Below are 21,016 nucleotides of genomic sequence, written 5' to 3'. Positions count from 1 at the left end.
AATATTTTTTGGAGGCTGAAATGGGCTACACAATTCCACAGGGAAAGGAACTAAGAATTGCTATAAGCGGAAAGTCAGGCTGCGGAAACACCACAGTGAGCACTCTTATTGCGCAGCTGCTCGGTGTAAAGCTTATAAATTTCACATTCCGCCAGCTTGCAGCGGAAAAAGGGCTTACGCTTGCCCAGGTTATTGAAAACGCAAAGACAGACGACAGCTACGACATCGCAGTGGACACAAGGCAGGTTGAGCTTGCCAGGCAGGAAAGCTGTGTGCTCGGAAGCCGCCTTGCAATCTGGATGCTGAAGGAAGCTGACCTGAAAGTGTATCTTCTGGCAGACGACGAAGTGCGCGCAAAAAGAATTCTGAACAGGGAAGGCGGCTCTCTGGAAGAAATAAGAAATTTCACTGCGATGAGAGATTCGGAAGACACACGCCGCTATAAAAAGCTCTATGGAATTGACAACAATGACTTTGAATTTGCGGATATAAAAATCGATACAGCAGCCTATGCTCCGGAACAGATTGCAGAGCTTGTACTTCAGGAACTTGAAAAACGCGGGCTTGTAAAAAAAGCCTAGCCAAAAAATTACCGCGGAAAAATTTATCCGCGGCAGCTATCATTGCTTCCTAGAGATTGGCTGTGAGCCATTCCTTGAAAGTGTCATAATCCTTGCCCATAGGAATAGCATTGTCCGGGAGCGATATGACTTTTTCAAGACGCTCAGGCAGAGCAGGCTCTTCTCCGATTGCCTTGAGTACAGTTGCTCCGAATTTCGCAGGGTGCGCTGTTTCAAGAACAATAGCGGAGGCTTTTTTTCCGGTAACAGCATCAGCCCACAGAGGCACGTTCGGTGTAAGTCCCGGCTTGTCGATCTCGTTCTTTTTTCCTGAAACAAGCTTTTCCATTTCACCGCCGCGGATATCATTCCAGGCTTTCCATGCCACTGCGCCGTGCGGATCTATCACATATCCTGTCTTTGTCTTGCAGGCCTTGATTCCTTCTATAGTTCCCTCATCATTTGTCCAGTATGAAGCAAAAAGCTCCCTCACCTGATCAAGCGAATACATGGCTGCGATTCTTTCATAGTTGCTTGGCGCGCCGACATCCATCGCATTGCTGAGCGTGGCGACAGACGGCCTGGTTTTATAATCGCCGCTTGCAATCCAGTCGGGAACAGTGTGGTTTGAATTTGTAGCCGCAACAAAGCCCGTTATAGGAGCGCCCATTTCCCTGGCAATAAGACCTGATGTGAGGTTTCCGAAATTTCCGCTTGGAACAACAACAATTATAGAATCTCCGCCTGTCTTGCTGTCAAACGGAATGCGCTTCTTTACAACAAGCGATGAATACATATAGTAAAACGCCTGTGGCAAAAGCCGTGAAATGTTTATTGAATTCGCAGATGAAAGCCTGAATTTGGAGCGCAGATCCCTGTCTGTGAAAGCCGTTTTTACAAGACGCTGGCAGTCATCAAAAGTTCCCTTTACTTTGAGCGCGCGGACATTTCCAGTGAAAGTTGAAAGCTGCTTTTCCTGGAGCGGAGAAATTTTTCCATCAGGATAAAGAATTGTAACATCTATTCCGGGAACATTGTGGAATGCGCTTCCCACCGCAGAGCCTGTGTCGCCTGAAGTAGCAACAAGAATATGAAGATTGTCACTTTCCGAGCGGTTGAAATACGACATCACGCGAGCCATGAACCTTGCTCCAAAATCCTTGAATGCGCAGGTAGGACCGTGAAAAAGCTCAAGAACGTATGTCACAGGATCTATGGGAACAACCTTGGGCGAAAAAGGATAGCAGTCCTGGATTATCGCCTCAAGGTCTTCATCTGAAATTTCATTTTCAACAAAGGGCTTTGCCATCTCATAGGCAGTCTCGCGGAATGAAGGCTCCGGATTGCGCTCCAGAAATGACGAATCAAGCCTCGGAAATTCAACAGGCATATAAAGTCCGCCTGTTTCCGCATTCATTCCATTCAAAACAGCTGTTCTGAAATCCACACTGACATTTTTATCTCTTGTGTCTGTATACTTCATAAAAAATCCCCATGGGAAAACATTGCGTTTTCAAAGTTAACTTATTTTCTGATACGACATTATAACAATCATTGTAAACTTTTACAACAGCACCGAAAACACAGTCAATGAAAGATTGTACAGAAAATGAGCCGCCGCGGAAGAAACCACAGCTCCCGTTTTTACCCTGCACAGCCGCAAAAATGCTCCGCACAAAACCGCATTGAGAACCGAAATCCAGCCCAGGTATCTATGGGCAAGCGCAAAAAGCAGGACAGAAAGAATTTCAGCAGGAATTTTTCTTTCACCCAGAAGAGTTGCAAGAGTTTCCGGAAGATACTGGCGGTAAAGAACCTCCTCAAAAAAAGCCCCGGCAGCCAGAGTCACAGCGACAAAAATCCAGGAGGAAATCTTTTCAGGGTGAAAAAGCACAACGCCAGAATGTGACGGAGAAAGCCGCATTGCAAACGAAATCAGCTGGACAGCCGAAAAAACAAGCATCATGTGCCCAAGTGTGAGCGCGCCCCATTTCAACGAGCGGACAACAAAGCAGAAATGTTCCTTTGGCGTGGGCTTGCAGGAGCGTTTCATGGACAGATGCTGAATCTGAAGAAGAGATGCCGCGACAAGCTCTGAAATCACAGAAAGCGAAATTCCGTTTCCAAGCGAAGCGCCCTCTTCAGCAAAAAGCGGAGGAACAACAAGAAATGCCAAAACAATTAAAAATTCTGCAAGAATATATCTTTTTTTCATTTTGTTATGTATAATAACAGGAAAATATAAAATTTACTATAATTAAGAATATCCAGAATTTGTCCCAAGATAAATTTACGGGAGGTATTTTTGTGCCGGCAGCGTTATCTGTAATTATAATACTTGTGTTTATTGCCGCGGTTTTCAAGATTTATAAGTCCAGCTCAGACAGAATAAATTTCTATTCAAAAGGCTTTGATTTCGGCTTCCGGCATTCTGAAATTTCAGCTCTGTGGAAGCTTGCCAAAAAATGCGAAATTGAAGAGCCGCTCTCCCTTTTTATCTCTGAAAATGCGGTGAACAGGTGCATTTCAACAGTTATTATAGAGGCGAAAAAAAGAGGAGAGGAAAGCTCGTCCCATGTGCAGGCTTTTCTTGAAAAACTCTACCAGTTCAAAACCCGCGTAATTCTTGAAAGGGAAAAAAAGCACGGCATAGAAAACACAAAGTCGCTTGACACAGACCAGAGGCTCACAATTCTCCTGAAGGACAAAGGCGCATTCAAGTCCAGGGTGCTCAACAGCGGCGCGCAGCTTACAATTCTTCTTCCTTATAGATACACAAGGGCATCAAAGAATCCTGAATTTCTGCCGGAGGAAGAATGGGACGGAATGGATATTTCCGTTTACTTCTGGAGAAACGGAGATGCAGGCTATGCGTTCGACACAAGGGTTATCGGCACAGGAATGTTCAGGAGCAACAAGGCGCTGTATCTTCTTCATTCCCACAAGCTTGAGCGCACCCAGAAGCGGCAGTCCATACGCTGCAAGTGTGAAATTTACGCGCAGATGTATCTCCTTGGACAGAACGACAAAGCTGACTACCACAATGTGGAAAAGACATCCGGCTACAAGTGCCTTCTTGAGGACATAAGCGAAGACGGCGCAATGATAAGAATCGGCGGAAAAGGAAAAACCGGCACACGCATAAAAATACAGTTTGAGCTGAGCGGAAAAATGATTGTCATGCACGGCGTTATCCGGGCGGTTGAATGGAACAGCCAGCTCGGGCAGTCAAGAATTCACTTTGAGTGCACTCATATCGAAAAGGAAATGAGAAACAGAATTCTTGCCTTTGTCTACAAGGTCATTCCACATGAAAAAAACGGCAGCGCATCACCAACGCCGCCTTCCGCTCCAGAAGCAAAACAGGTGCTTCCTGATGAAACCAAAAGCGGAGCTTGATCTGAACTGACTTTTTGACTGTAGATATTTTTTTATATTTTTTGTAATATTTTTTAAGTTATCTTGAAAACAGAAATTTTTCGAGGTTTCCTAAAAAAAATTTTTTAAACAGCGTGGCAGCAAGCCTTAACGTTACTTAAAAGAAGAAGAGCTATGATAAAAAAACTGAACCTTATATTCATTCTATTTCTTTTATCCTGCGGAATATGCGCAGCGCAGGAATCCCTGATGTCTGAATTCTACAAGGGCAATCTTATAGAAAAAAAAGAAGTCGTTGAAGCTTCCGCCGCATCCGGGGATTCTTCAATCGCTATTGCAGCCCTGGATTTTTCAATTTCAGCCTATGACGCGCTTATATATGACGATGACTTTATAACGCTTGCCGAAACAGCCGTAAAATCCCTGACCGCCGGAAACTGCCGGGGCAAGGAAAAGCTTGTCTCGGAAAAACTCAAGTCAGTTTTCAAGCTTTTTAATGACTCAAGAGTAATAATTGCTGTAATCGACGCTTTTTCAGTGTTCCAGTCGCAGGAAAACCTTTACCTTGTAAATGACTTTTTCTACAGCAACATGCAGAACCAGAATGAAATGAACGAAGCAATTCTGAAGGCGGTTCTTTTTATGGAAACATACGGAAATTCCGCCTCGTTCAATATGCTTTTTATAGCGGACATTCTTGACATCTGGCCTTCATACAGCGAAATTCTTTCGTCATCCTACGGCTCGCTTGCGAACGAAAGCGAAAAGGAAATTCTTCAGTTCCTGGCGACAGTTCCTGTTGAAAAGAAAATCCTGATTCTGAAAAAGCTCGACACAAACCCGAAAATTTCAAAGAAAATCTGCGGAGAAGCGGCGGAAAATGCTCTTTCATCGGTAATATATAATATTGAAGGAGCTAAACTTGATTTTTCCGGAAGCAAGCTTGATCTTGCGCTTGTCTGCCTTGAAGTGATTTCCGACACACAGTGGACAAGGTCAGCTTCTCTGGTTGCTCAGTGCTTTGACGGAATTAAAAAGGAATATGAAAGCGGAAGACTTTCAGACACAGAATTTTCCGCTGCAATAAAGAATATCGCTGCGGTTTCATCGTCAGAAACTGTGCTCCAGCTTTCATCGTACCTTGACTTTCTGAACAAGCAGGCTGAAAAAAACAAGGCTCCAAGCAAAGCCGTTGTGCTTTCCTTGATAAATTCACTGGGGGACATGGGCGACAAGACAGCTTTTGACAGCTTGCTCTATGCGACATACATTGATTATCCTGAGGAGGTTGTGGCAGCTGCAAAAAACGCCCTTGCAAAGCTTAAGTGGTAGACTTTATAAAAGAAAATTTTTTAAGCCCGTTTTTTATTGCAGCAAGCGTATTTTGCATTTTTGTTTACTCCGGAATTTTGCCGTGCCGCGATCGTTTTCCCTACAAATCTCTTGTGCCGCTGGAAAATGCTAAAATCATAGAGGGAACAGTCTGCTCCAGCCCTTCAAAGTTTTCAAGCGGAAAATTTTATGCCGTAAAACTAAAGCTTTTTTCCGTGCAGGGAAAAATTTCCGGTGTTGAAGTCAAATCCCGCGCATCGGGGAAAATCTCTGTTCTTGTGCCTGCTGAAATCGTGGAGGCTCTTTTTCCAGGCAGGCTTTATTCAGCTTCAGGCGGCGGAATTTTCATTGAGCGGGGAGAGCGGCTTTCTTTTTCAGGGAAATTCAAGGCGCCGTTTTTTTCAGCGGAAAAAGCATTGCAGCAGCCATTGCCGCCTTCATTTTCCGGCAGAATAATCAGACTCAGAACACTATGCCGGCTTTCGTTCAAAAAACTCATGTACGGCTGGGGAAGCGCAGGCGGCTTTATCCTTGCACTTCTTTCAGGCTCACGGGAATATCTTGATCCGGCTCTACAGGAAATATTCAGAAAAGCCGGGCTTTCTCACGTTCTTGCCCTGAGTGGAATGCATCTTTCGTTTTTTTCTTTAATTGCAGGAAAAACAGGAAGCAGGATTTTTGGCAGAAAATATGATTTTTTCTTCCGCGCGGCAGGAATTCTTTTTTTTGTCTGGTTTGCCGGACTTTCGCCTTCGCTGCTCAGAGCCTTGCTGTGTTCCGCGCTGCTTCTTTTATGCGGAATTTTCTTTTGCGCCCGGATAAGCTTTTTTAAAATTCTATGCGCTGTATTTTTGATTCACTGCATGCTTTTTCCCGAGGACATTTTTTCCGCGGCGTTTATGCTTTCGTATTCAGCTCTGGCCGGAATCCTCGTTTTTGGCGGACTGTTCAGATTTTTTATGCAGAGATTTCTGCCACGGAGACTCACAGACTTGGCTTCAGCTTCCGCAGGCGCACAGGCAGCAACTTTTCCAATCTGCATTTCGCTTTTCAAAGCAGTGCCGGCAGCCGGAATAGCGGCCTCCGTTGCAGTGTGTCCGCTTGTGAGCATTTTTCTTGCCGCGGCAATAGTTGCAATTATAGTTTCTTTTATGATACCTTTTCTTTCGCCACTTATGGGCGCCATGCTGAATTTTCTTTATCAGCTGATAAAATCGGCCGCTGCGGTGTTTTCGCTTTTTCCAATGCTGGCGGTGGATTGACAAAAATAATTTAGAGTAAATTCAGATATGATTGGAGAATAAAAACATGACACATATAAATAAACACTTCCTGAAAAAACAGCGAAGGGCACTTAAAAAATTCCTGACTTGGAGAAAATATGAACCATCCTGACTACAACTCTCCGTCTGAACTGAAAGCTTTTTTAGAGCAGGCGGGAATGGCAATGCAGAAAAAATTCGGGCAAAATTTCATGATAAATCCGTCAGCCCGGGAAAAAATAATAGAGCTTCTTGAGCCGCAGAAGGGCGACCTTGTCTGGGAAATCGGGCCGGGGCTGGGCTGCATGACAGAAGCAATTCTTGCAAGCGGCGCATCCCTTGTGTCATTTGAAATTGACAGGGGATTTGCATCATTTCTGCACCAATTTTTTTCCAGCAGCGAAAAAACAGGGCAGTTTAAAATTTCAGAGGGCGATGTCCTAAAAAACTGGAAGGGCGAATTTTTTGGAGCGGAGCGCAGACCCGCAAAGCTTTTTGGAAACCTTCCTTATAATATTGCGGCAACATTCATAGCGGACACCATTACAGAGCGCGCGGTTTTTGACAGGTGCGTTTTTACAGTGCAAAGGGAAGTTGCACAGCGAATGGCGGCAAAAAGAGGAACTGAGCAGTATTCTGCGTTCAGCGTTTTGTGCCAGTGGAACTATAATGTAAAGCCCTCTCTTGTTCTGGGCTCAAGCAGTTTCTGGCCGCGCCCCTCGGTTTCGTCACAGGCCGTTGTAATGACAAAAAAGGAAAATCTTTTTACCGGGGACTCCAGTCTGTTCCCAAAGACCGTGCACGCGCTTTTTTCAGCCAGAAGAAAAACTGTTCAAAACAACATAAAGCCGCTTCTTCCTCCTGGAATTTCAGCAGAAAGCTTTCTTGAAAAATGCGGCATTCCCAAAAACGAGCGGGCAGAAAATCTTTCGGTGGAAGACTTCGCAGGAATATCACAGCAGTTGAGCCAACTTTGCCAATCTGATAGAATAAAAAGCGGATGTGCGGAGGGCGGAAAATGACAGCGGAAGAAATAGCAGAAAATCTTGAGAATATAAAAAGCCAGATTGCAGAGGCGGAATTAAAATCAGGAAGGGCTGGAGGAAGTGTAAAACTTTGCGCTGTAAGCAAATTTCATCCGGCTGAAGCTGTAACGGCGGCAATGGGCTGCGGCCAGTTTCTTTTTGGTGAAAACCGGGTGCAGGAAGCATACACAAAATTCCATGAGATAAGCGAGCTTTCCGGAAAAAATCCTGAGCTTCATATAATCGGAAGCCTTCAGTCCAACAAGGTGAAAAAGGCAGTTGAAATTTCTGCGTGCATACAGTCTGTGGACAGGGAAGAGCTTTTGCAGGAAATTGAAAAACAGTGCGCAAAGCTTGAAAAGAGTATAAAGGTCTTTTTTGAATTCCATACAGGCGAAGATTCAAAAAGCGGCTACAGAAATCTCACGGAGCTGCTCAAGTCCGCGGAAAACTGCGCATCGGGGATTTACCCTCATATCGTTCCTGCCGGTCTTATGACAATGGCGCCCTTCACAGAAGATGAAACTCTTATACGCTCGTCATTTTCAGCGCTCCGGAAAGCAAAAGAAAAACTCAGCGCTGAATTTCCGCAGCTTGAAATCACAGAGCTAAGCATGGGAATGAGCGGCGACTATAAAATCGCAATAGAAGAGGGAAGCACCATGGTTCGCATAGGAACAGCTATTTTCGGAGAGCGGGAGTATCCCCGGGAAAAATGAAGCGCATAGTGAGTATTCTGGTTTTGCTGGTTATTACTCTTTCTATACCGCTACAGGTAACAGCAGAAGCCGCGTCTTCTTCCGACACTCCGGAGCCGTACACCAAGGAAGAATTTCCGCAGTGGGCAATCGACCTCAGGCGGTTCGAGATTGTTTCGCTCGGAGCCGTTCCGTTTGCCGCAATAAGCGTGAACCTTGGATACAGCGCATTTCAGTATTTTTCCGGCAACTCAGACAGCTTTCATGCACCGTTCTCCGGAAATTCGTCGCTTTCCGAGGGGGAGCAGATGAAGATTTTCTGCCTTTCCATTGGAACAGGAGTACTTATCGGAACAGTGGATCTTGCAATCTGCCTTGCAAAGAGAAGAAGCGAAAAGAAGCGGCTGCAGAAAATACAGGAAAGCCATGACCAGATTATAGTAGTTCCATTTCAGGAAGCAGAAAACGCCGATACTGAAAATTCGAATTCGGAGCAATAGATGTCTTTTTTTTCAAACAAAGTTCCTCCCACATACAAGGGAGAAATACGGCTGGACAAATACATAGCATCTCTTCCCAACGGAATGAACAGGAGCAAGCTCAAGAGCGGAATTGTCTGCATCCAGATAAATGGAAAAAAACAGAAGCTTTCATCCCTGGTAAAAGCGAATGACATCATCGACATACAGTGGGAGGAAAATGTTCCCGACAACATCGAGCCTGAGAACATTCCCCTTGATATTGTCTACGAGGACGAAAATGTCTGCGTTGTAAACAAAAGCCAGGGAATGGTGACACATCCGGCCGCTGGAAACTGGAGCGGAACACTTGTAAATGCGCTTCTGTACCACTGGGGCAGGGAGGCTGTTCCGGAGCTGAAGGAAGGGCAGGTGTCAAAGATTCTTTCAAACCGCCGCCCCGGAATTGTCCACAGACTCGACAAGGAAACTTCAGGGATAATCATAACGGCAAAAAATCATGACACCGAGGAATTTCTTTCCGCGCAGTTCAGAAACCACAGCTCAATTACAAAGGAATACATTGCAATCTGCATGGGCCGGCCTCAGCACCAGCACGGAATAATCCGCACAAATATAATAAGAGATCCCAGGGACAGAAAAAGATTCAAGGCAGCCGTGGACACGGACGAAGGAAAGCCCGCGGAAACCATCTATGAATGTATAAGCTGCTACGGAGAATATTCCCTGATGAAGGTGCGCATAAAAACCGGCCGCACGCACCAGATTCGGGTTCACATGAAATATCTCAACTGCCCGATTCTTGGAGATGGAATCTATGCCCGCCCCGACAAGAAATTTCCCCGGGCAAAGCTCATGCTGAATGCAAGGCTTTTAAAAATAAGAATTCCCGGAAAAGACGAGCCTTCAGTTTTCAAGTCGCCCACACCCCAGCGTTTTATTGAAGTGATGAAGATACTGAAAAAGGATTTCGCCAAAGTTATTCTTCCCAGGGACAGGTGAAAAAAGTGGAACCAAAAAACAGCATACAAATTCTTCTGCCGCCTTCCACGAAAAATCCGTTTCTTGTTCTGCGGAAGCCCCGGCACATTCCGAGCGCGCCTCTCTTTGAAAACGACGAAAGCGCATTCACGGCTGCGGCATCCCTTTATCCGTTCCTTCTTGACGTCCGCGGAAAAAAAGAATCGGAGCACGGTCTTGTACACAGAATCGACACCGAAACAGCGGGGCTTCTTCTGATTGCAGCCACCCAGGAAAGCTACAGCGCCATAATGCAGTCGCAGAAAAACGGGCTTTTTGTAAAGGGCTATACCGCGCTGTGCCAGGAATACAAAGGCAAACAGCAGGAAGGATTTCCGCCGTTCGAATTTGAAGCTGAAGAGGCGAGCAGGAATTCAAGGATATACACGGTTTCTTCCCGGTTCAGGCCGTTTTCCAGAAAATCAGCCCAGGTGCGCCCCGTAACCGAAAATTCAGGCAGGGCAGCGAATAAAAAAAGCGGCGAAAAAATATACACCACGCGCATTGTTTTGGATTCAGACAATTTTTCCGCCTCATGCCGCATAACGCAGGGATACCGCCATCAGGTGAGGTGCCATCTTGCATGGATGGGGTTTCCTGTGCGCGGGGACAGGCTTTACAATCCGCTTAGCCGTCCTGATGAAAAAATGCAGTTCTTTGCGGACTACATAAGTTTTCCGCATCCGCTGACCGGCCGCACTGTTGAAATTAAAGACAAAGACTTTTGAGTTTTTCCCGGGGATTATTCCGCGGACTTTGAAAAATTCCAGAGTTTTCGGTCTTTCTATTTTTTTATAATATTTTTTAAATCCGTATTGACTAGTTATTTAAATTTGTTTATATTCAAGTTACCGATTGTTCGGTAACCAAGTAAGGCATTATGGAAAAGAACAAAATATCCACAAGGGAAAAATTAATTCAGTCAGCATTCTCATTCTACGACAAAGTTATCTTTGACAAGATTCCACTTTCAAAGATAGCCGCAAAAGTCGGAATAACAAAGCCTGCAATCTACAAGCACTTCAAGAGCCGCACAGAGCTTGAAAACGCAATGCTTGACACCATAGTTTCCGCGACACTTTCGGAAATCAAAAAATACAACGACCTTCCAGATGCTGACATAATTGAAAGAATAGCTATCTTCCTGTGCAAGAACAGGCAGTATTTCTACTATATTATTTCAAATACAGTCAATTTTGCAATAGATACCTTTTTCGATACATCCTGGAAGCTGGAAAATTCGCCATTTTCGCAGTTGGTTTCTCCAGACAGAAAAATCATCGACAAGGAAAAATACAAAAGGGCAGTGTACACAGGCGGATGCATTATCTTCTTCCACGGCGCAAGAGATTTTATCCTGCTGGACAGAAATATTTCTGACAACGACGATTTTGCAGCTGAATACGCCGCAAAGCTTTCTTCGTTTATATGCAACAGCGGACTCAGGCACGACATTTCAAGCATAGATCCCCTAAGACTTTCGCAGCTGGCCAAGGAATGTCTAAAGGAAATAGACTGCCTTGAAAAGCCGGACAGAATTCTCGAGGGCATTTCAAATGTTATCTGCAAGCTCGGCTCATGCAGAATGACAGTGGAAAATCTTGCGAATGAACTGGAGCTTGCAAAGAGCAGCTTCTACACAAATTTCAGCTCCAAGAAGGAAATGCTCAAAAAGCTTCTTGAAGGGGAGGCGCTCAAGCTTATAAACGCCACAAAGAAAAATCTTCTCTTTGCAAGAAATCCGGCCGAGTGCGTTTATATACTTATGGCAACAGAAGTTGAATTCTTCCTACAGAGAAAAAGCGTTCTTGCCTCGTTCCGCTGGTTTATGTTCCAGAATTTATGCGATGACTTCTACTCAAAGAATTCCCCAAGGAAAGTGCCAAAGCTGATAGACGCCAACAGTGATTTTGACTTCTTTGCGTTTCTTGCGAATTCCGACATAATAACGGAAATCCCCGACATGGGAAATCCGCCTATAGATATGTACACAATATTTGCCTGGATTTACCAGATGCCGATATTTTTTCTGCTCCACGGCGAAATGCACAATATGGCGAGCGAGGAGATTCATGCAGCAACAAAGGATTTTTTCTACTATATGGAAAAAGGAATAAGCTTCAATGAAAAGGAAGCCTTGAAAAAATGAATTTTTCGAGGCAGCTCCAAAAAAATACACATCTAAAAATACGAGGAGGAAAGAGATGATTTTTAGAAGAAAAGTGCTTTCTGCAGCTGCCGCGCTGCTTGCACTCACTGCAGTTGTCTATTCTCAGGAAAAAGCGGAGAATAAAGCTTCCGCAGAGAAAAAAACAGTCAAGCTGACAATTTATGAGGCAGTGGACTATGCGCTCGACCACAGCCATAATCTCAAGACCGCGGACATTGACCTTGAGATAAAGAAGCGCGCCGGACAAAATGCATGGAATGTCCTGCTTCCTGACGTGAATGCAACCGGAACACTGAACAGAACAACGGACATTTCTTCTAATCTTGAAACCACAAACATGGTCATGTCTGTAGCGAGCCTTCCCAAGGTGAAAGAAACAGAAAGCATGAAGTGGACTGGCATCGCTGGAATTTCGGCGGACTGGACTTTCAGCCTCGCAAAAATCCAGCAGATAAGAGCTGCAAAGGCTGACTATGAAAGCGGAAAAATCAGCTACGAGCAGAGCCTTGTGCAGACGGAAGTTGCTGTAAAAAAGCTCTTTTACGCCTTGCTCCTCCAGCAGGAAAACCTGAATTTGGAGCGCACGACCCTTGAAAATTCACGCCAGCGCATGATTCAGGCGGAAGCGAATTTCAAGAACGGAATGGCTTCAGAGCTTGCTCTTCTCCAGGCGCAGGTTACCTACGAAAACAAGCGTCCTGAAGTTTCAAACCTCGAGCGCGAGTTCAGGCAGGAAATAGACAATTTTGCGTTCCTTCTTGGGCTTCCTGTGGGAACAGACATTGTGCTTCAGGGAAAAATAGAGCCGTTCTACGTGGACTTGAACTACGATACACTGCTTGAAAAATACGGCAAGAACAGCCTCAGCCTTCAGCAGCTCGACAAGGGAATTGAGATTATGCAGCGCAACCTTGATGCCCTGAACCTGAGCACATACACTCCGTATTTCAATATAAGCTATGGATTCAAGCCGATGCTCACTGATTTTCTTGATGCTGACAAGGGCGGATTTCCAAACGGCGGAGACTGGACTGACTCAGGCTCTGTGAGCTTTACAATCGGCTGGAACCTTACAAACCTTCTTCCGTTCTCTTCTAACAGACAGCAGGCAAAGGACTTGCAGGCGAATCTTGACAAGCAGAAAATCGAAAGGGAAAAATTCCTTGAGAGCCAGAAGATGGAAGTCAGAAAATCAGTTGACACTCTGACACAGGCGCGCGAGCAGATACAGTCCATGAACAGGAGCATAACACTTGCACAGCGTTCTTATGACATGACACTTCGCGCATACCGCAACGGAACAAAGGAGCTTCTTGATGTGCGCGATGCTGAAAACCAGCTTAACACTGCAAAGCTCGGACTTGCCAAGCAGAAATACAACTATATTTCAGCGCTGATTGATCTTGAAACAACCCTGAATACAAAACTTACCGGAGGAGAAAAATAAAATGAAAAAAACTATTGTAAAAACATCTGTTATTTTAGCCGCGCTTTTTGCGTCATCAGTTATGGTAGCATGCAAGGGAAAGAATTCCGGCGCAGGCGAAAATGAAGAGGCAGAGACAGTCTACGCTGTAAACGCTGACGTTGTGCAGGTCGGAAACCTTGACAACTACCTTGAATTCGGAGGAGATATTTCCTCTGTTTCCGCTGTGGATGTATATCCGGATGCATCAGGAAAAATTTCCCGCATAACGGTTGCAGTGGGCGACACAGTGCACAAAGACCAGATTATCGCTTATGTAGACCCGAGCCGCCCTGGAATGAACTACAGCGAAAACCCTGTAAAATCCCCGATCACAGGAAGAGTCACATCATTTCCTCCTACAATCGGAACAATGGTTTCTCCGAGCTATTCAATCGCAAAGGTGAGCGACACTGACGAGCTTCAGATAAAAATCAATGTCGCCGAGCGTTTCATAAGCCGCATAAAGGAAAACCAGAAAGCGATTGTCACACTTGACGCATATCCGGGAGTTGAATTCATAGCCCGCGTGTTTGAAGTTTCGCCTGTTCTGGACACAACGAGCCGCACAATGCTTGCAAAGCTCAAGGTGGAGCCGGCTGATTCTAGAATCAAGGCTGGAATGTATGCGCGCGTAAAGCTCATAACAGACACAATAGAAACTGCTGTTGTAATTCCGAATGATGCAATCATCTACCGCGACGGAAAGCCCTATGTCTTTGTTACAAACACCGCCGACATGAGCACTACAGTTTCAATGATTTCTATAAAGGAAGGCCTTACAGTGGATAACCGCACTGAAATTCAGGAAGGACTGAAGGCAGGAGACACTATCATCATAAAAGGCCAGTCTCTTTTGAGCGACAACTCAAAGGTAAAGATTGTTTCTATTTCAGGAAAAGCTGTTGAAAAATAAAACTGCTTCTAAATTGTTAGCAAGGAATAAAATATGACATTTTCAGAAAAATGTGTAAACAAGCCGGTTACGACTATTCTTGTTTTCTTTATAATGGTCGCGCTTGGAATCTTTTGTATTTTTGATATGCCTGTAGACATGTATCCTGACATGGATCTGCCGTACATGGTTGTATACACAGCATACGACGACGCAGGCCCGGAGGAAGTTGAGCAGAGCCTTAGCCGTGTCATGGAAAGCTCTCTTTCCGGTGTAAGCGGACTTAAGAAGATGCAGTCAACCTCTCAGTCAGGCGCAAGCATCATATTCATGGAATTTGACTACGGAACAAACCTTGACACCGCAGCCATAGAAATCCGCGACAAGATTGACCTTGTAAGAAGCTATTTCCCGGACGAAGCGGATTCTCCTATAACACTCAAGCTCGACCCTTCCATGATGCCTATCATGAATATTGCGGTTCAGGGCGACATGACACAGGAGGAGCTGCGCACAATCGCGGAGGACATCATCCAGCCTAGATTTGAGCAGCTTGACGGTGTTGCATCCGCAAATGTAATCGGCGGCCGCGAGGAGTCAATCAACGTTGATATTCCAAGGGACAGGCTCGAGGCATACGGACTTACAATTTCAACAATTTCCCAGATGATCGGAGCCCAGAACATTCAAAGCTCGGGCGGAACAATAACAGCAGGAGACAAGAACTACACAATCAAGACAAGCGGAAAATACAGCAGCATCGAGGAGCTGAAGAATACCGTAATCACATACAAGCCGGATTCTCTTGACAACTCCCGCATGGTCACTGTAAAGCTCCGTGATATAGCCGATGTCTACGAGGGATACAAGGACGAAAGCACTCTCGCTTTTCTTGACGGAAAGCCATGTGTAATGCTTCAGATTCAGAAGCAGAGCGGAAAAAATTCCGTTACCGCCGCAAGAAATGTAAGAAAGACAATGGGAAAACTCAAGGACGATCTTCCGAGCGGAATTTCCCTGGTTGAAACATCGAACAGTGTCGACATCATCGAGCAGACAATCAATGAAGTTGTTACTTCCGTTATCCAGGGTGCGCTTCTTGCCATTGCGATTCTTTTTATCTTCCTGCGCTCATTTAAAACAACATTTATCATCGGACTTTCAATTCCGATTTCAGTATTCATCACGCTCATGCTTATGTATTTCCGAGGCATGACAATCAACATGATTTCAATGGCTGGCCTTCTTCTTGGAATAGGTATGCTTGTTGACAACTCAATCGTTGTTCTTGAAAACATCTATGCCTACCGCCAGAGAGATGCAAAGCTCAAGGTTGCGGCTATTCTCGGAAGCCAGGAAATGATCACTTCGATTACTGCCTCCACGCTGACTTCTGTATGCGTTTTCCTTCCGATGATTCTGTTCAAGAAAAAACTCGGAATCATGGGACAGATGTTCGACAGCCTTGCATACACTATTATTTTCTCATTGATGTGCTCCCTCATAGTTGCCATGGCTCTCGTTCCGGTTCTCTGCTCAAGCTACCTGAAGATTGACAAGATTGTTGATGAGAACCGCTCTGGAATCGGCTACGGAATGAACCAGGCGTTCAACAGATTCTTCCTGTGGCTTGACAACGCATACGCAAAGGGTGTCCGCTTTGTTCTTCACCACAGAAAAATTTTTATCGGCGTGCTGGTTCTGTGCTTCTTTATTTCAATTTTCAGCGTGAAATTTGTAGGCTTTATCTTCATGCCGGAAACCGCGTCCACAACTGTGGGAATCGACGTAGAGCTTCCGATGGGAACAACGCTTGAAGTTACAGAGGAAACCCTGGACACACTCGCTGAAATCGGAAAGAAAGAGCTTGTAGGCGTAAAGTACGCTTCCGTGACAGTCGGAGGAACAAGCGTTATTTCCGCAAGCTCTGAAACAAACACAGGTGTAATCACATGGACACTTTATGATGCGGACGAGCGCGAAAAAGGCTGGGACAACGAAAAGACCGCCAAGGACAAGCTCAGAAAATATTTCAACACAATTCCGGGCGCCAAGCTTTCGTTCTCCACAAATTCCAACAGCGCATCTTCAGGTGAAATGAGCGTTGACATCAAGTGCGATGACCTGAATCTGGTTCGTGAAACCGCAGTCCGCGTTGAAAAGCTTCTGAGAGAGCAGGGCGCTGACCTTGTTACAGAAGTTTCAAGCGATGTTGAAGACGGACTTCCGCAGGCTGAAATTGTTGTGGACAGAGACAGAATGTATGAGCTCGGGCTAAATATATACAATATCGGCGATGAGATAAACGCGGCCATAAACGGAAAGACTGCCAGCCGCTACACAAAGATGGGTGACGACATTGATGTAGTTGTCCGCTTCTCTGAAAAGGACAGAAAGAAGCTCAGCGACCTTGACCAGATTTCCGTTGTAAACTCAAGCGGCCAGCGCATTCCTCTTTCAAGCTTTGCGCATTATGAAGAGAACCTTTCGCCGGTTTCAATCCTGCGCGAGGATCAGTCAAGAATTATCCACGTAACAGCAAAGCCTGTTAGCGGAGTTTCGCTTGATGTTGTACAGGCAGGACTTCTGAAGCTCATCAATGACAATATTCCAAAGGACGATGCTGTGACAATCTCGATAAGCGGCGACTACGAAGACATGATGGAAGCTGTTGTAAACTTCGGCGCAATCATTATTCTGGCGGCGGCTCTTGTATTCATCGTCATGGCAAGCCAGTTCGAGTCCCTTGTGGATCCGTTCATTGTTCTGCTTACAATTCCGCTTTCGTTCATCGGAGTTATAACAATCTACGCGCTCGTAGGACAGCAGCTGAGCGTTATTACAATCATGGGTATGCTCGTTCTTGTAGGAAGTATCGTCAACAACGGTATTGTTCTTGTCGACTATACAAACCTTCTGCGCAAAAGAGGCTATCAGCTTGAAGAAGCCTGTATTGAGGCCGCAAGAAACAGACTTAGACCTATTCTGATGAGTACGCTTACAACAGTTATTTCACTGGCTCCTATGGCGTTCTTCCCGGGAGAAGGCTCAACTTCAATGCAGCCAATATCTCTCACAACATTCGGCGGAATGTCGTTCGGCTCGCTTATGACACTGTTCCTCATGCCTTCAATCTACTATATCGTGAACTCAAGAAGAATCAGGAAAGCGGCAAAGAAAGCTGCTAAAAAGGAAGCTCTTCAGAAAAAGAAGCTTGATGCCATCAATGCAAGAAACAGCTGATTTGGAGGAAAATATGGCAGATGAATATGAAAAGAATATTCCGCGTGTGCGTGTTGAAATAATATGCTCCCAGGCTCTGGAGGAAGATTTTTCCGAGGAGTTTGAAAAGAATGGAGTAGCCAAGCACTACACAAAAGTTTCTCCTGTTATGGGAGCAGGATACAGCAATCCGCATCTCGGTGATGCAGTATGGCCGCAGCTGAACACAATGTACATAATCTACTGCACAGAAGAGGATGCCGAAAAAATAAAGCAGATTGTAGTAAAACTCAGAAAGCTCTTTATTACAGAGGGAATCGGCTGCTTTATAGGAAGCGGAACTGAAATATAAAAAACAAAAAAAACAGCCTGCTGGCAGCAGGCTGTTTTTTTTAGATTCAGTAAAGATTGGAAGTTCAAGCTTTACAAAATTCTATTTTCCTTGGAAACAATTTTACATTAAGGCTATGCAAGTCAATGCTTTTCAAAACTACACGGAGGGGCTGGGCATGAAACGCTCGCTTTTTATAAACTTTTCAAGACTGTCCTGCCACTCGGGGATTTTTATTTTAAGAGCTGACTGTATTTTTTCCTTGCTCAGCACAGAATAGGCAGGTCTTGCGGCTGCTGTAGGATATTCTTCTGAAGCGCAGGAATTCACAGTGCAATCCCTTGTGATTTTACCGTATTTTTTTCCAAGCTCATAAATTTTACGGGCAAAGTCAAACCATGTTGTTTCCCCGAGATTGGAAAAGTTGTAAATTCCGTAGGGCAGGGCGGATTTTTTTCCGAACAGGCTTTTTGCTTTTTCAGACACGCACATTATTTTTAAAATCAAAGCCGCCAAATCCACAGCGCAAGTCGGCGTACCCTTCTGATCAGATACAACGCAAAGCTCATCCCTGACATTCATATTTTTTGCCATGGTGTATACAAAATTTCCGCCATCAAATCCGTAGAGCCAGGAAGTCCTCAAAATATAGTACTGCGTCATCTCTTTTTCCACGAAATCTTCGCCTAAAGCCTTTGTTTTTCCGTAGACAGAAACAGGGCATTTTGGCATATCCTCTGTATAGGGAATATTTCCGCTGCCGTCAAAAACATAGTCGGTTGAAATATGAATAAGCTTTGCGCCAAGCTCCCTTGTAATGCGCGCTACGTTCTTAGGCCCCTCGGCATTGAGTTTTTCAGCGGAATCGATTTCAGTTTCGGCCTTGTCCACAGCAGTATAGGCGGCGCAGTTTATGACCCATGTTATTTTTTCAGGAACGGTTTTGCGCGCAACTGAAATTCCCGTTCTTCCGGCCTCAGTTCCATGATCGCGGGCAAACTTGGAAAGCGCAACGGAATCTGTTATATCAACCTCGCTTCCGCTGCCAATCCATCTGATTTTATTTTCTGTAAGCTGCCTTGCAACTTCACTTCCAAGCATTCCTTTGTAACCGATTAGCCAAACCATTTTTCGCTCCAAAATACAAAAATCAACTGCGGAAAACTGTCTTACAAGGAAATTTCAAAAAGCCAGATTAATTTTTTTCCTTGAATTTCTTCACGACTTCCCGCATGGAAGAGCTGGCTCCCTTTTTCATGACGAGAATCTTACCATTTTTCACAACAACAATCAAATCCTGCACTCCGCACAGAGCCACGGGCATATCGGAATAGACAAAATTTCCGCTGCTTTCCACTGAAATAAAATCTCCGCTGTCCTTTTTAAAATACTTTTCAAACGAATCCCAGCTCCCGACATCATCCCAGTCAAACGAAGCCTTCACTGCAACAGCCCTGTCCGTGCGCTCGGCGACTGCATTGTCAACCGCAACAGCTTTTGTTTTGCTGTAGGAATCCACCAAAGGCTCCCAGCCTTCAATATATTTTATGGAATTCAGAATTTTGCATTCCGGAAGCTTCGCAGTATCAAACACCTTGAACGCCTCGTGCATTTCAGGCTCATACTTTTTTATTTCATCCTCAAAAAGCGAAGCTGAAAAACCGAACATTCCGCTGTTCCAGGCATACTTTCCAGTGGCAAGATAGGCGCGGGCAGTTTCCAGATCAGGCTTTTCCTTGAAGCTGTCAATTTTAAAGACCGACTCTTCCGCGTCAAGTGGAATTCCAGTTTTTATATAGCCGAATCCGGTTGAAGGCTCCGCAGGCGGAATGGCGAAACACACAAAATTTCCCTGCGCAACAAATTCCGCGGCCTTATGGCAGTCCCGCACGAAATTTTCCATAGGACCTATAACATGGTCGCTTGTAAGAACAAGAATCAAATGCTCGCTTTTGCTGGAAAGCTCAAGAAATTTGCATGCAAGCAGAAGAGGTGGGCAAGTGTGGCGGGGACACGGCTCTGCAATCACATAAAGGTCATTGCTGATTTTTTCCCTGTGGCTGGAAGAAAGCACCGGCTTTAAATTTTCAACCTGCCTTGTAAGCTCTCCGCAGATTTCAGGGCGGGAAACAACAAGAATTTTCCCTGACGGCTCAACATCCAGCGCACGCATAATGGCAGTCTGGATAAATGAAATTCCGTCCTCCAGCGCCATAAACTGCTTTGGAAACTCAGGAATTGAAGCCGGCCACAGCCTGTCTCCGAATCCTCCTGCAAGTATCACAATATCGGTAAAACCGGTTTTGCCCATGTTATTCTCCTGTAAAAAGCGATTTCAGACAAAGTTCTTTTTTAGTTTTCAGATGTTTCTTCTTTCTTTTCCATCTTTTCAAAGAAATATGCGCAGAATGTCTTTATTCTGTTCATAAATGAAGTGTCCACACGCTCTCTCAGAAAAAAAACGCTTGGAGCCTTGACTGCCCCGATTCCGTAAAGAATCCATTTTTCCTCTTCCCTGAAAATAACTATTATGGATTTCATGCACTCAGGGCTTACGCAGTTGAATTTGTCGTAATAGCGCATTGTGGAAAGATTTGTCGACTCGTAATAATAGCAGGCATCTCCTTTTTCAGAGACTATCCGCATTTCCACAAGTCCGAACGGCTTCATTTCAAAGTCAGCCTTCACGGTCTGAACATCTCCGTCTGTCCCGGAAGAAACTATCTTTGCAGAAGAATAAAGGTCATACCATTCTTCCGCGCGCTCTGAATAATAGGGAATTCCTGCGTATGACGGAATATCCATAACAAGCGAAGAAAAATTATCCATGAGATTTTCGTTTCCCTCGTACGGATATTCCCTGATGACTTCAGCGAGGTAGGCTGGCTTCAGTTTTGAAACAGTTTCAACAGCCCTTTTTACATAGGGATTATCGCTTTTTATGCACATCTTCTTATAGGAAGCGGTATTTTTTATCACAGTGCTTCCTTCGCTCAAAACAGCTCTGTCTTCATCTGATAGATTTTCGTTGTAGGGTGAATTTGAAAATAAAAGGGCGCAGGCTCCTGATAAAACAAAAACAGCCGCCGCAATTTTTTTTAAGAAAGTTTTCAATGCAATCTCCATTCGTTTTTTAGGAATATCCGGAAATGTAAGGGAAACCTGGAAAAAACTCAGTT

19 protein-coding genes are annotated in these 21,016 nt (G+C 44.9%); 14 read left to right on the top strand and 5 right to left on the bottom strand.

Going from position 1 to position 21,016, the window contains the following annotated elements; all coding sequences use genetic code 11:
- Nucleotides 1–20 precede the first annotated feature (20 nt).
- Complete coding sequence (gene cmk / locus ACI4L0_RS01530; RefSeq protein ID WP_439798410.1) at nucleotides 21–581, top strand: (d)CMP kinase; 561 nt, start codon at nucleotides 21–23, stop codon at nucleotides 579–581.
- Between the two features lie 49 nt (nucleotides 582–630).
- Here cmk and thrC read toward each other — a convergent pair whose 3' ends face one another.
- Together thrC and ACI4L0_RS01520 are read right to left on the bottom strand one after the other, a co-directional pair.
- Nucleotides 631–2,043 carry a threonine synthase gene (gene thrC / locus ACI4L0_RS01525; protein ID WP_439798409.1) on the bottom strand — a complete coding sequence of 471 codons (1,413 nt, stop codon included), beginning with the start codon at nucleotides 2,041–2,043 and terminating at the stop codon, nucleotides 631–633.
- An 81-nt stretch (nucleotides 2,044–2,124) separates the two neighbouring features.
- Nucleotides 2,125–2,775, bottom strand: coding sequence for a CPBP family intramembrane glutamic endopeptidase (locus ACI4L0_RS01520; protein WP_439798408.1), 651 nt, complete (start codon nucleotides 2,773–2,775; stop codon nucleotides 2,125–2,127).
- Nucleotides 2,776–2,867: 92 nt separating this feature from the next.
- On the opposite strand from ACI4L0_RS01520, the gene ACI4L0_RS01515 reads away from it, so the two are divergent.
- The 13 genes from ACI4L0_RS01515 to ACI4L0_RS01455 all read left to right on the top strand — a co-directional run bounded on the left by ACI4L0_RS01515 (nucleotide 2,868) and on the right by ACI4L0_RS01455 (nucleotide 17,858).
- Complete coding sequence (locus tag ACI4L0_RS01515; protein ID WP_439798407.1) at nucleotides 2,868–3,959, top strand: PilZ domain-containing protein; 1,092 nt, start codon at nucleotides 2,868–2,870, stop codon at nucleotides 3,957–3,959.
- A gap of 153 nt (nucleotides 3,960–4,112) precedes the next feature.
- Complete coding sequence (locus tag ACI4L0_RS01510; protein WP_439798406.1) at nucleotides 4,113–5,270, top strand: hypothetical protein; 1,158 nt, start codon at nucleotides 4,113–4,115, stop codon at nucleotides 5,268–5,270.
- A gap of 113 nt (nucleotides 5,271–5,383) precedes the next feature.
- Nucleotides 5,384–6,532: a ComEC/Rec2 family competence protein gene (locus ACI4L0_RS01505; protein ID WP_439798405.1), complete on the top strand. Its 1,149-nt coding sequence runs from the start codon at nucleotides 5,384–5,386 to the stop codon at nucleotides 6,530–6,532.
- 119 nt (nucleotides 6,533–6,651) lie between these two features.
- On the top strand, nucleotides 6,652–7,554 hold the full coding sequence (gene rsmA / locus ACI4L0_RS01500; RefSeq protein ID WP_439798404.1) for a 16S rRNA (adenine(1518)-N(6)/adenine(1519)-N(6))-dimethyltransferase RsmA: 903 nt from the start codon (nucleotides 6,652–6,654) through the stop codon (nucleotides 7,552–7,554).
- A complete protein-coding gene (locus ACI4L0_RS01495; RefSeq protein ID WP_439798403.1) occupies nucleotides 7,551–8,276 on the top strand; it encodes a YggS family pyridoxal phosphate-dependent enzyme in 726 nt (241 codons plus the stop codon). The genes rsmA and ACI4L0_RS01495 overlap by 4 nt, the downstream gene beginning before the upstream one ends.
- On the top strand, nucleotides 8,273–8,755 hold the full coding sequence (locus ACI4L0_RS01490; RefSeq protein WP_439798402.1) for a hypothetical protein: 483 nt from the start codon (nucleotides 8,273–8,275) through the stop codon (nucleotides 8,753–8,755). Before ACI4L0_RS01495 ends, ACI4L0_RS01490 begins: the two co-directional genes overlap by 4 nt.
- Nucleotides 8,756–9,736: an RluA family pseudouridine synthase gene (locus ACI4L0_RS01485; RefSeq protein WP_439798401.1), complete on the top strand. Its 981-nt coding sequence runs from the start codon at nucleotides 8,756–8,758 to the stop codon at nucleotides 9,734–9,736.
- Nucleotides 9,737–9,741: 5 nt separating this feature from the next.
- Entirely contained in the window at nucleotides 9,742–10,482 is a 741-nt protein-coding gene (locus tag ACI4L0_RS01480) for a pseudouridine synthase (RefSeq protein WP_439798400.1), read from the top strand.
- Nucleotides 10,483–10,634: 152 nt separating this feature from the next.
- Nucleotides 10,635–11,903: a TetR/AcrR family transcriptional regulator gene (locus ACI4L0_RS01475; RefSeq protein WP_439798399.1), complete on the top strand. Its 1,269-nt coding sequence runs from the start codon at nucleotides 10,635–10,637 to the stop codon at nucleotides 11,901–11,903.
- A gap of 55 nt (nucleotides 11,904–11,958) precedes the next feature.
- The gene (locus ACI4L0_RS01470) at nucleotides 11,959–13,371 is read left to right on the top strand and encodes a TolC family protein (protein WP_439798398.1); all 1,413 of its coding nucleotides are present in this window, start codon (nucleotides 11,959–11,961) and stop codon (nucleotides 13,369–13,371) included.
- A gap of 1 nt (nucleotide 13,372) precedes the next feature.
- The gene (locus tag ACI4L0_RS01465) at nucleotides 13,373–14,305 is read left to right on the top strand and encodes an efflux RND transporter periplasmic adaptor subunit (protein ID WP_439798397.1); all 933 of its coding nucleotides are present in this window, start codon (nucleotides 13,373–13,375) and stop codon (nucleotides 14,303–14,305) included.
- Nucleotides 14,306–14,338: 33 nt separating this feature from the next.
- A complete protein-coding gene (locus ACI4L0_RS01460; protein ID WP_439798396.1) occupies nucleotides 14,339–17,527 on the top strand; it encodes an efflux RND transporter permease subunit in 3,189 nt (1,062 codons plus the stop codon).
- A gap of 13 nt (nucleotides 17,528–17,540) precedes the next feature.
- Nucleotides 17,541–17,858 carry a PG0541 family transporter-associated protein gene (locus ACI4L0_RS01455; RefSeq protein WP_439798395.1) on the top strand — a complete coding sequence of 106 codons (318 nt, stop codon included), beginning with the start codon at nucleotides 17,541–17,543 and terminating at the stop codon, nucleotides 17,856–17,858.
- A gap of 138 nt (nucleotides 17,859–17,996) precedes the next feature.
- On the opposite strand, the gene rfbD is transcribed toward ACI4L0_RS01455, so the two are convergent.
- The 3 genes from rfbD to ACI4L0_RS01440 form a co-directional block, all read right to left on the bottom strand.
- Complete coding sequence (gene rfbD / locus ACI4L0_RS01450; protein ID WP_439798394.1) at nucleotides 17,997–18,965, bottom strand: dTDP-4-dehydrorhamnose reductase; 969 nt, start codon at nucleotides 18,963–18,965, stop codon at nucleotides 17,997–17,999.
- Nucleotides 18,966–19,032: 67 nt separating this feature from the next.
- Complete coding sequence (locus tag ACI4L0_RS01445) at nucleotides 19,033–20,148, bottom strand: mannose-1-phosphate guanylyltransferase (protein WP_439798393.1); 1,116 nt, start codon at nucleotides 20,146–20,148, stop codon at nucleotides 19,033–19,035.
- A 41-nt stretch (nucleotides 20,149–20,189) separates the two neighbouring features.
- On the bottom strand, nucleotides 20,190–20,951 hold the full coding sequence (locus tag ACI4L0_RS01440; protein ID WP_439798392.1) for a DUF6675 family protein: 762 nt from the start codon (nucleotides 20,949–20,951) through the stop codon (nucleotides 20,190–20,192).
- Between the last annotated feature and the right edge of the window lie 65 nt (nucleotides 20,952–21,016).

Source organism: Treponema sp., from assembly GCF_051883275.1.
Lineage (GTDB): Bacteria > Spirochaetota > Spirochaetia > Treponematales > Treponemataceae > Treponema_D.
Note: the sequence above shows the minus strand (reverse complement) of the source record. Positions and strands in the feature narration are given on the sequence as shown.

Excerpts from the sequence above, each read along its gene's own strand:
- ACI4L0_RS01510 (WP_439798406.1), top strand. The coding sequence starts at position 4,113 with ATGATAAAAAAACTGAACCTTATATTCATTCTATTTCTTTTATCCTGC.
- ACI4L0_RS01470 (WP_439798398.1), top strand. The coding sequence starts at position 11,959 with ATGATTTTTAGAAGAAAAGTGCTTTCTGCAGCTGCCGCGCTGCTTGCA.
- rsmA (WP_439798404.1), top strand. The coding sequence starts at position 6,652 with ATGAACCATCCTGACTACAACTCTCCGTCTGAACTGAAAGCTTTTTTA.
- ACI4L0_RS01490 (WP_439798402.1), top strand. The coding sequence starts at position 8,273 with ATGAAGCGCATAGTGAGTATTCTGGTTTTGCTGGTTATTACTCTTTCT.
- ACI4L0_RS01445 (WP_439798393.1), bottom strand. The coding sequence starts at position 20,148 with ATGGGCAAAACCGGTTTTACCGATATTGTGATACTTGCAGGAGGATTC.
- ACI4L0_RS01460 (WP_439798396.1), top strand. The coding sequence starts at position 14,339 with ATGACATTTTCAGAAAAATGTGTAAACAAGCCGGTTACGACTATTCTT.
- ACI4L0_RS01495 (WP_439798403.1), top strand. The coding sequence starts at position 7,551 with ATGACAGCGGAAGAAATAGCAGAAAATCTTGAGAATATAAAAAGCCAG.
- ACI4L0_RS01520 (WP_439798408.1), bottom strand. The coding sequence starts at position 2,775 with ATGAAAAAAAGATATATTCTTGCAGAATTTTTAATTGTTTTGGCATTT.
- ACI4L0_RS01475 (WP_439798399.1), top strand. The coding sequence starts at position 10,635 with ATGGAAAAGAACAAAATATCCACAAGGGAAAAATTAATTCAGTCAGCA.
- cmk (WP_439798410.1), top strand. The coding sequence starts at position 21 with ATGGGCTACACAATTCCACAGGGAAAGGAACTAAGAATTGCTATAAGC.
- rfbD (WP_439798394.1), bottom strand. The coding sequence starts at position 18,965 with ATGGTTTGGCTAATCGGTTACAAAGGAATGCTTGGAAGTGAAGTTGCA.
- ACI4L0_RS01455 (WP_439798395.1), top strand. The coding sequence starts at position 17,541 with ATGGCAGATGAATATGAAAAGAATATTCCGCGTGTGCGTGTTGAAATA.
- ACI4L0_RS01465 (WP_439798397.1), top strand. The coding sequence starts at position 13,373 with ATGAAAAAAACTATTGTAAAAACATCTGTTATTTTAGCCGCGCTTTTT.
- thrC (WP_439798409.1), bottom strand. The coding sequence starts at position 2,043 with ATGAAGTATACAGACACAAGAGATAAAAATGTCAGTGTGGATTTCAGA.
- ACI4L0_RS01485 (WP_439798401.1), top strand. The coding sequence starts at position 8,756 with ATGTCTTTTTTTTCAAACAAAGTTCCTCCCACATACAAGGGAGAAATA.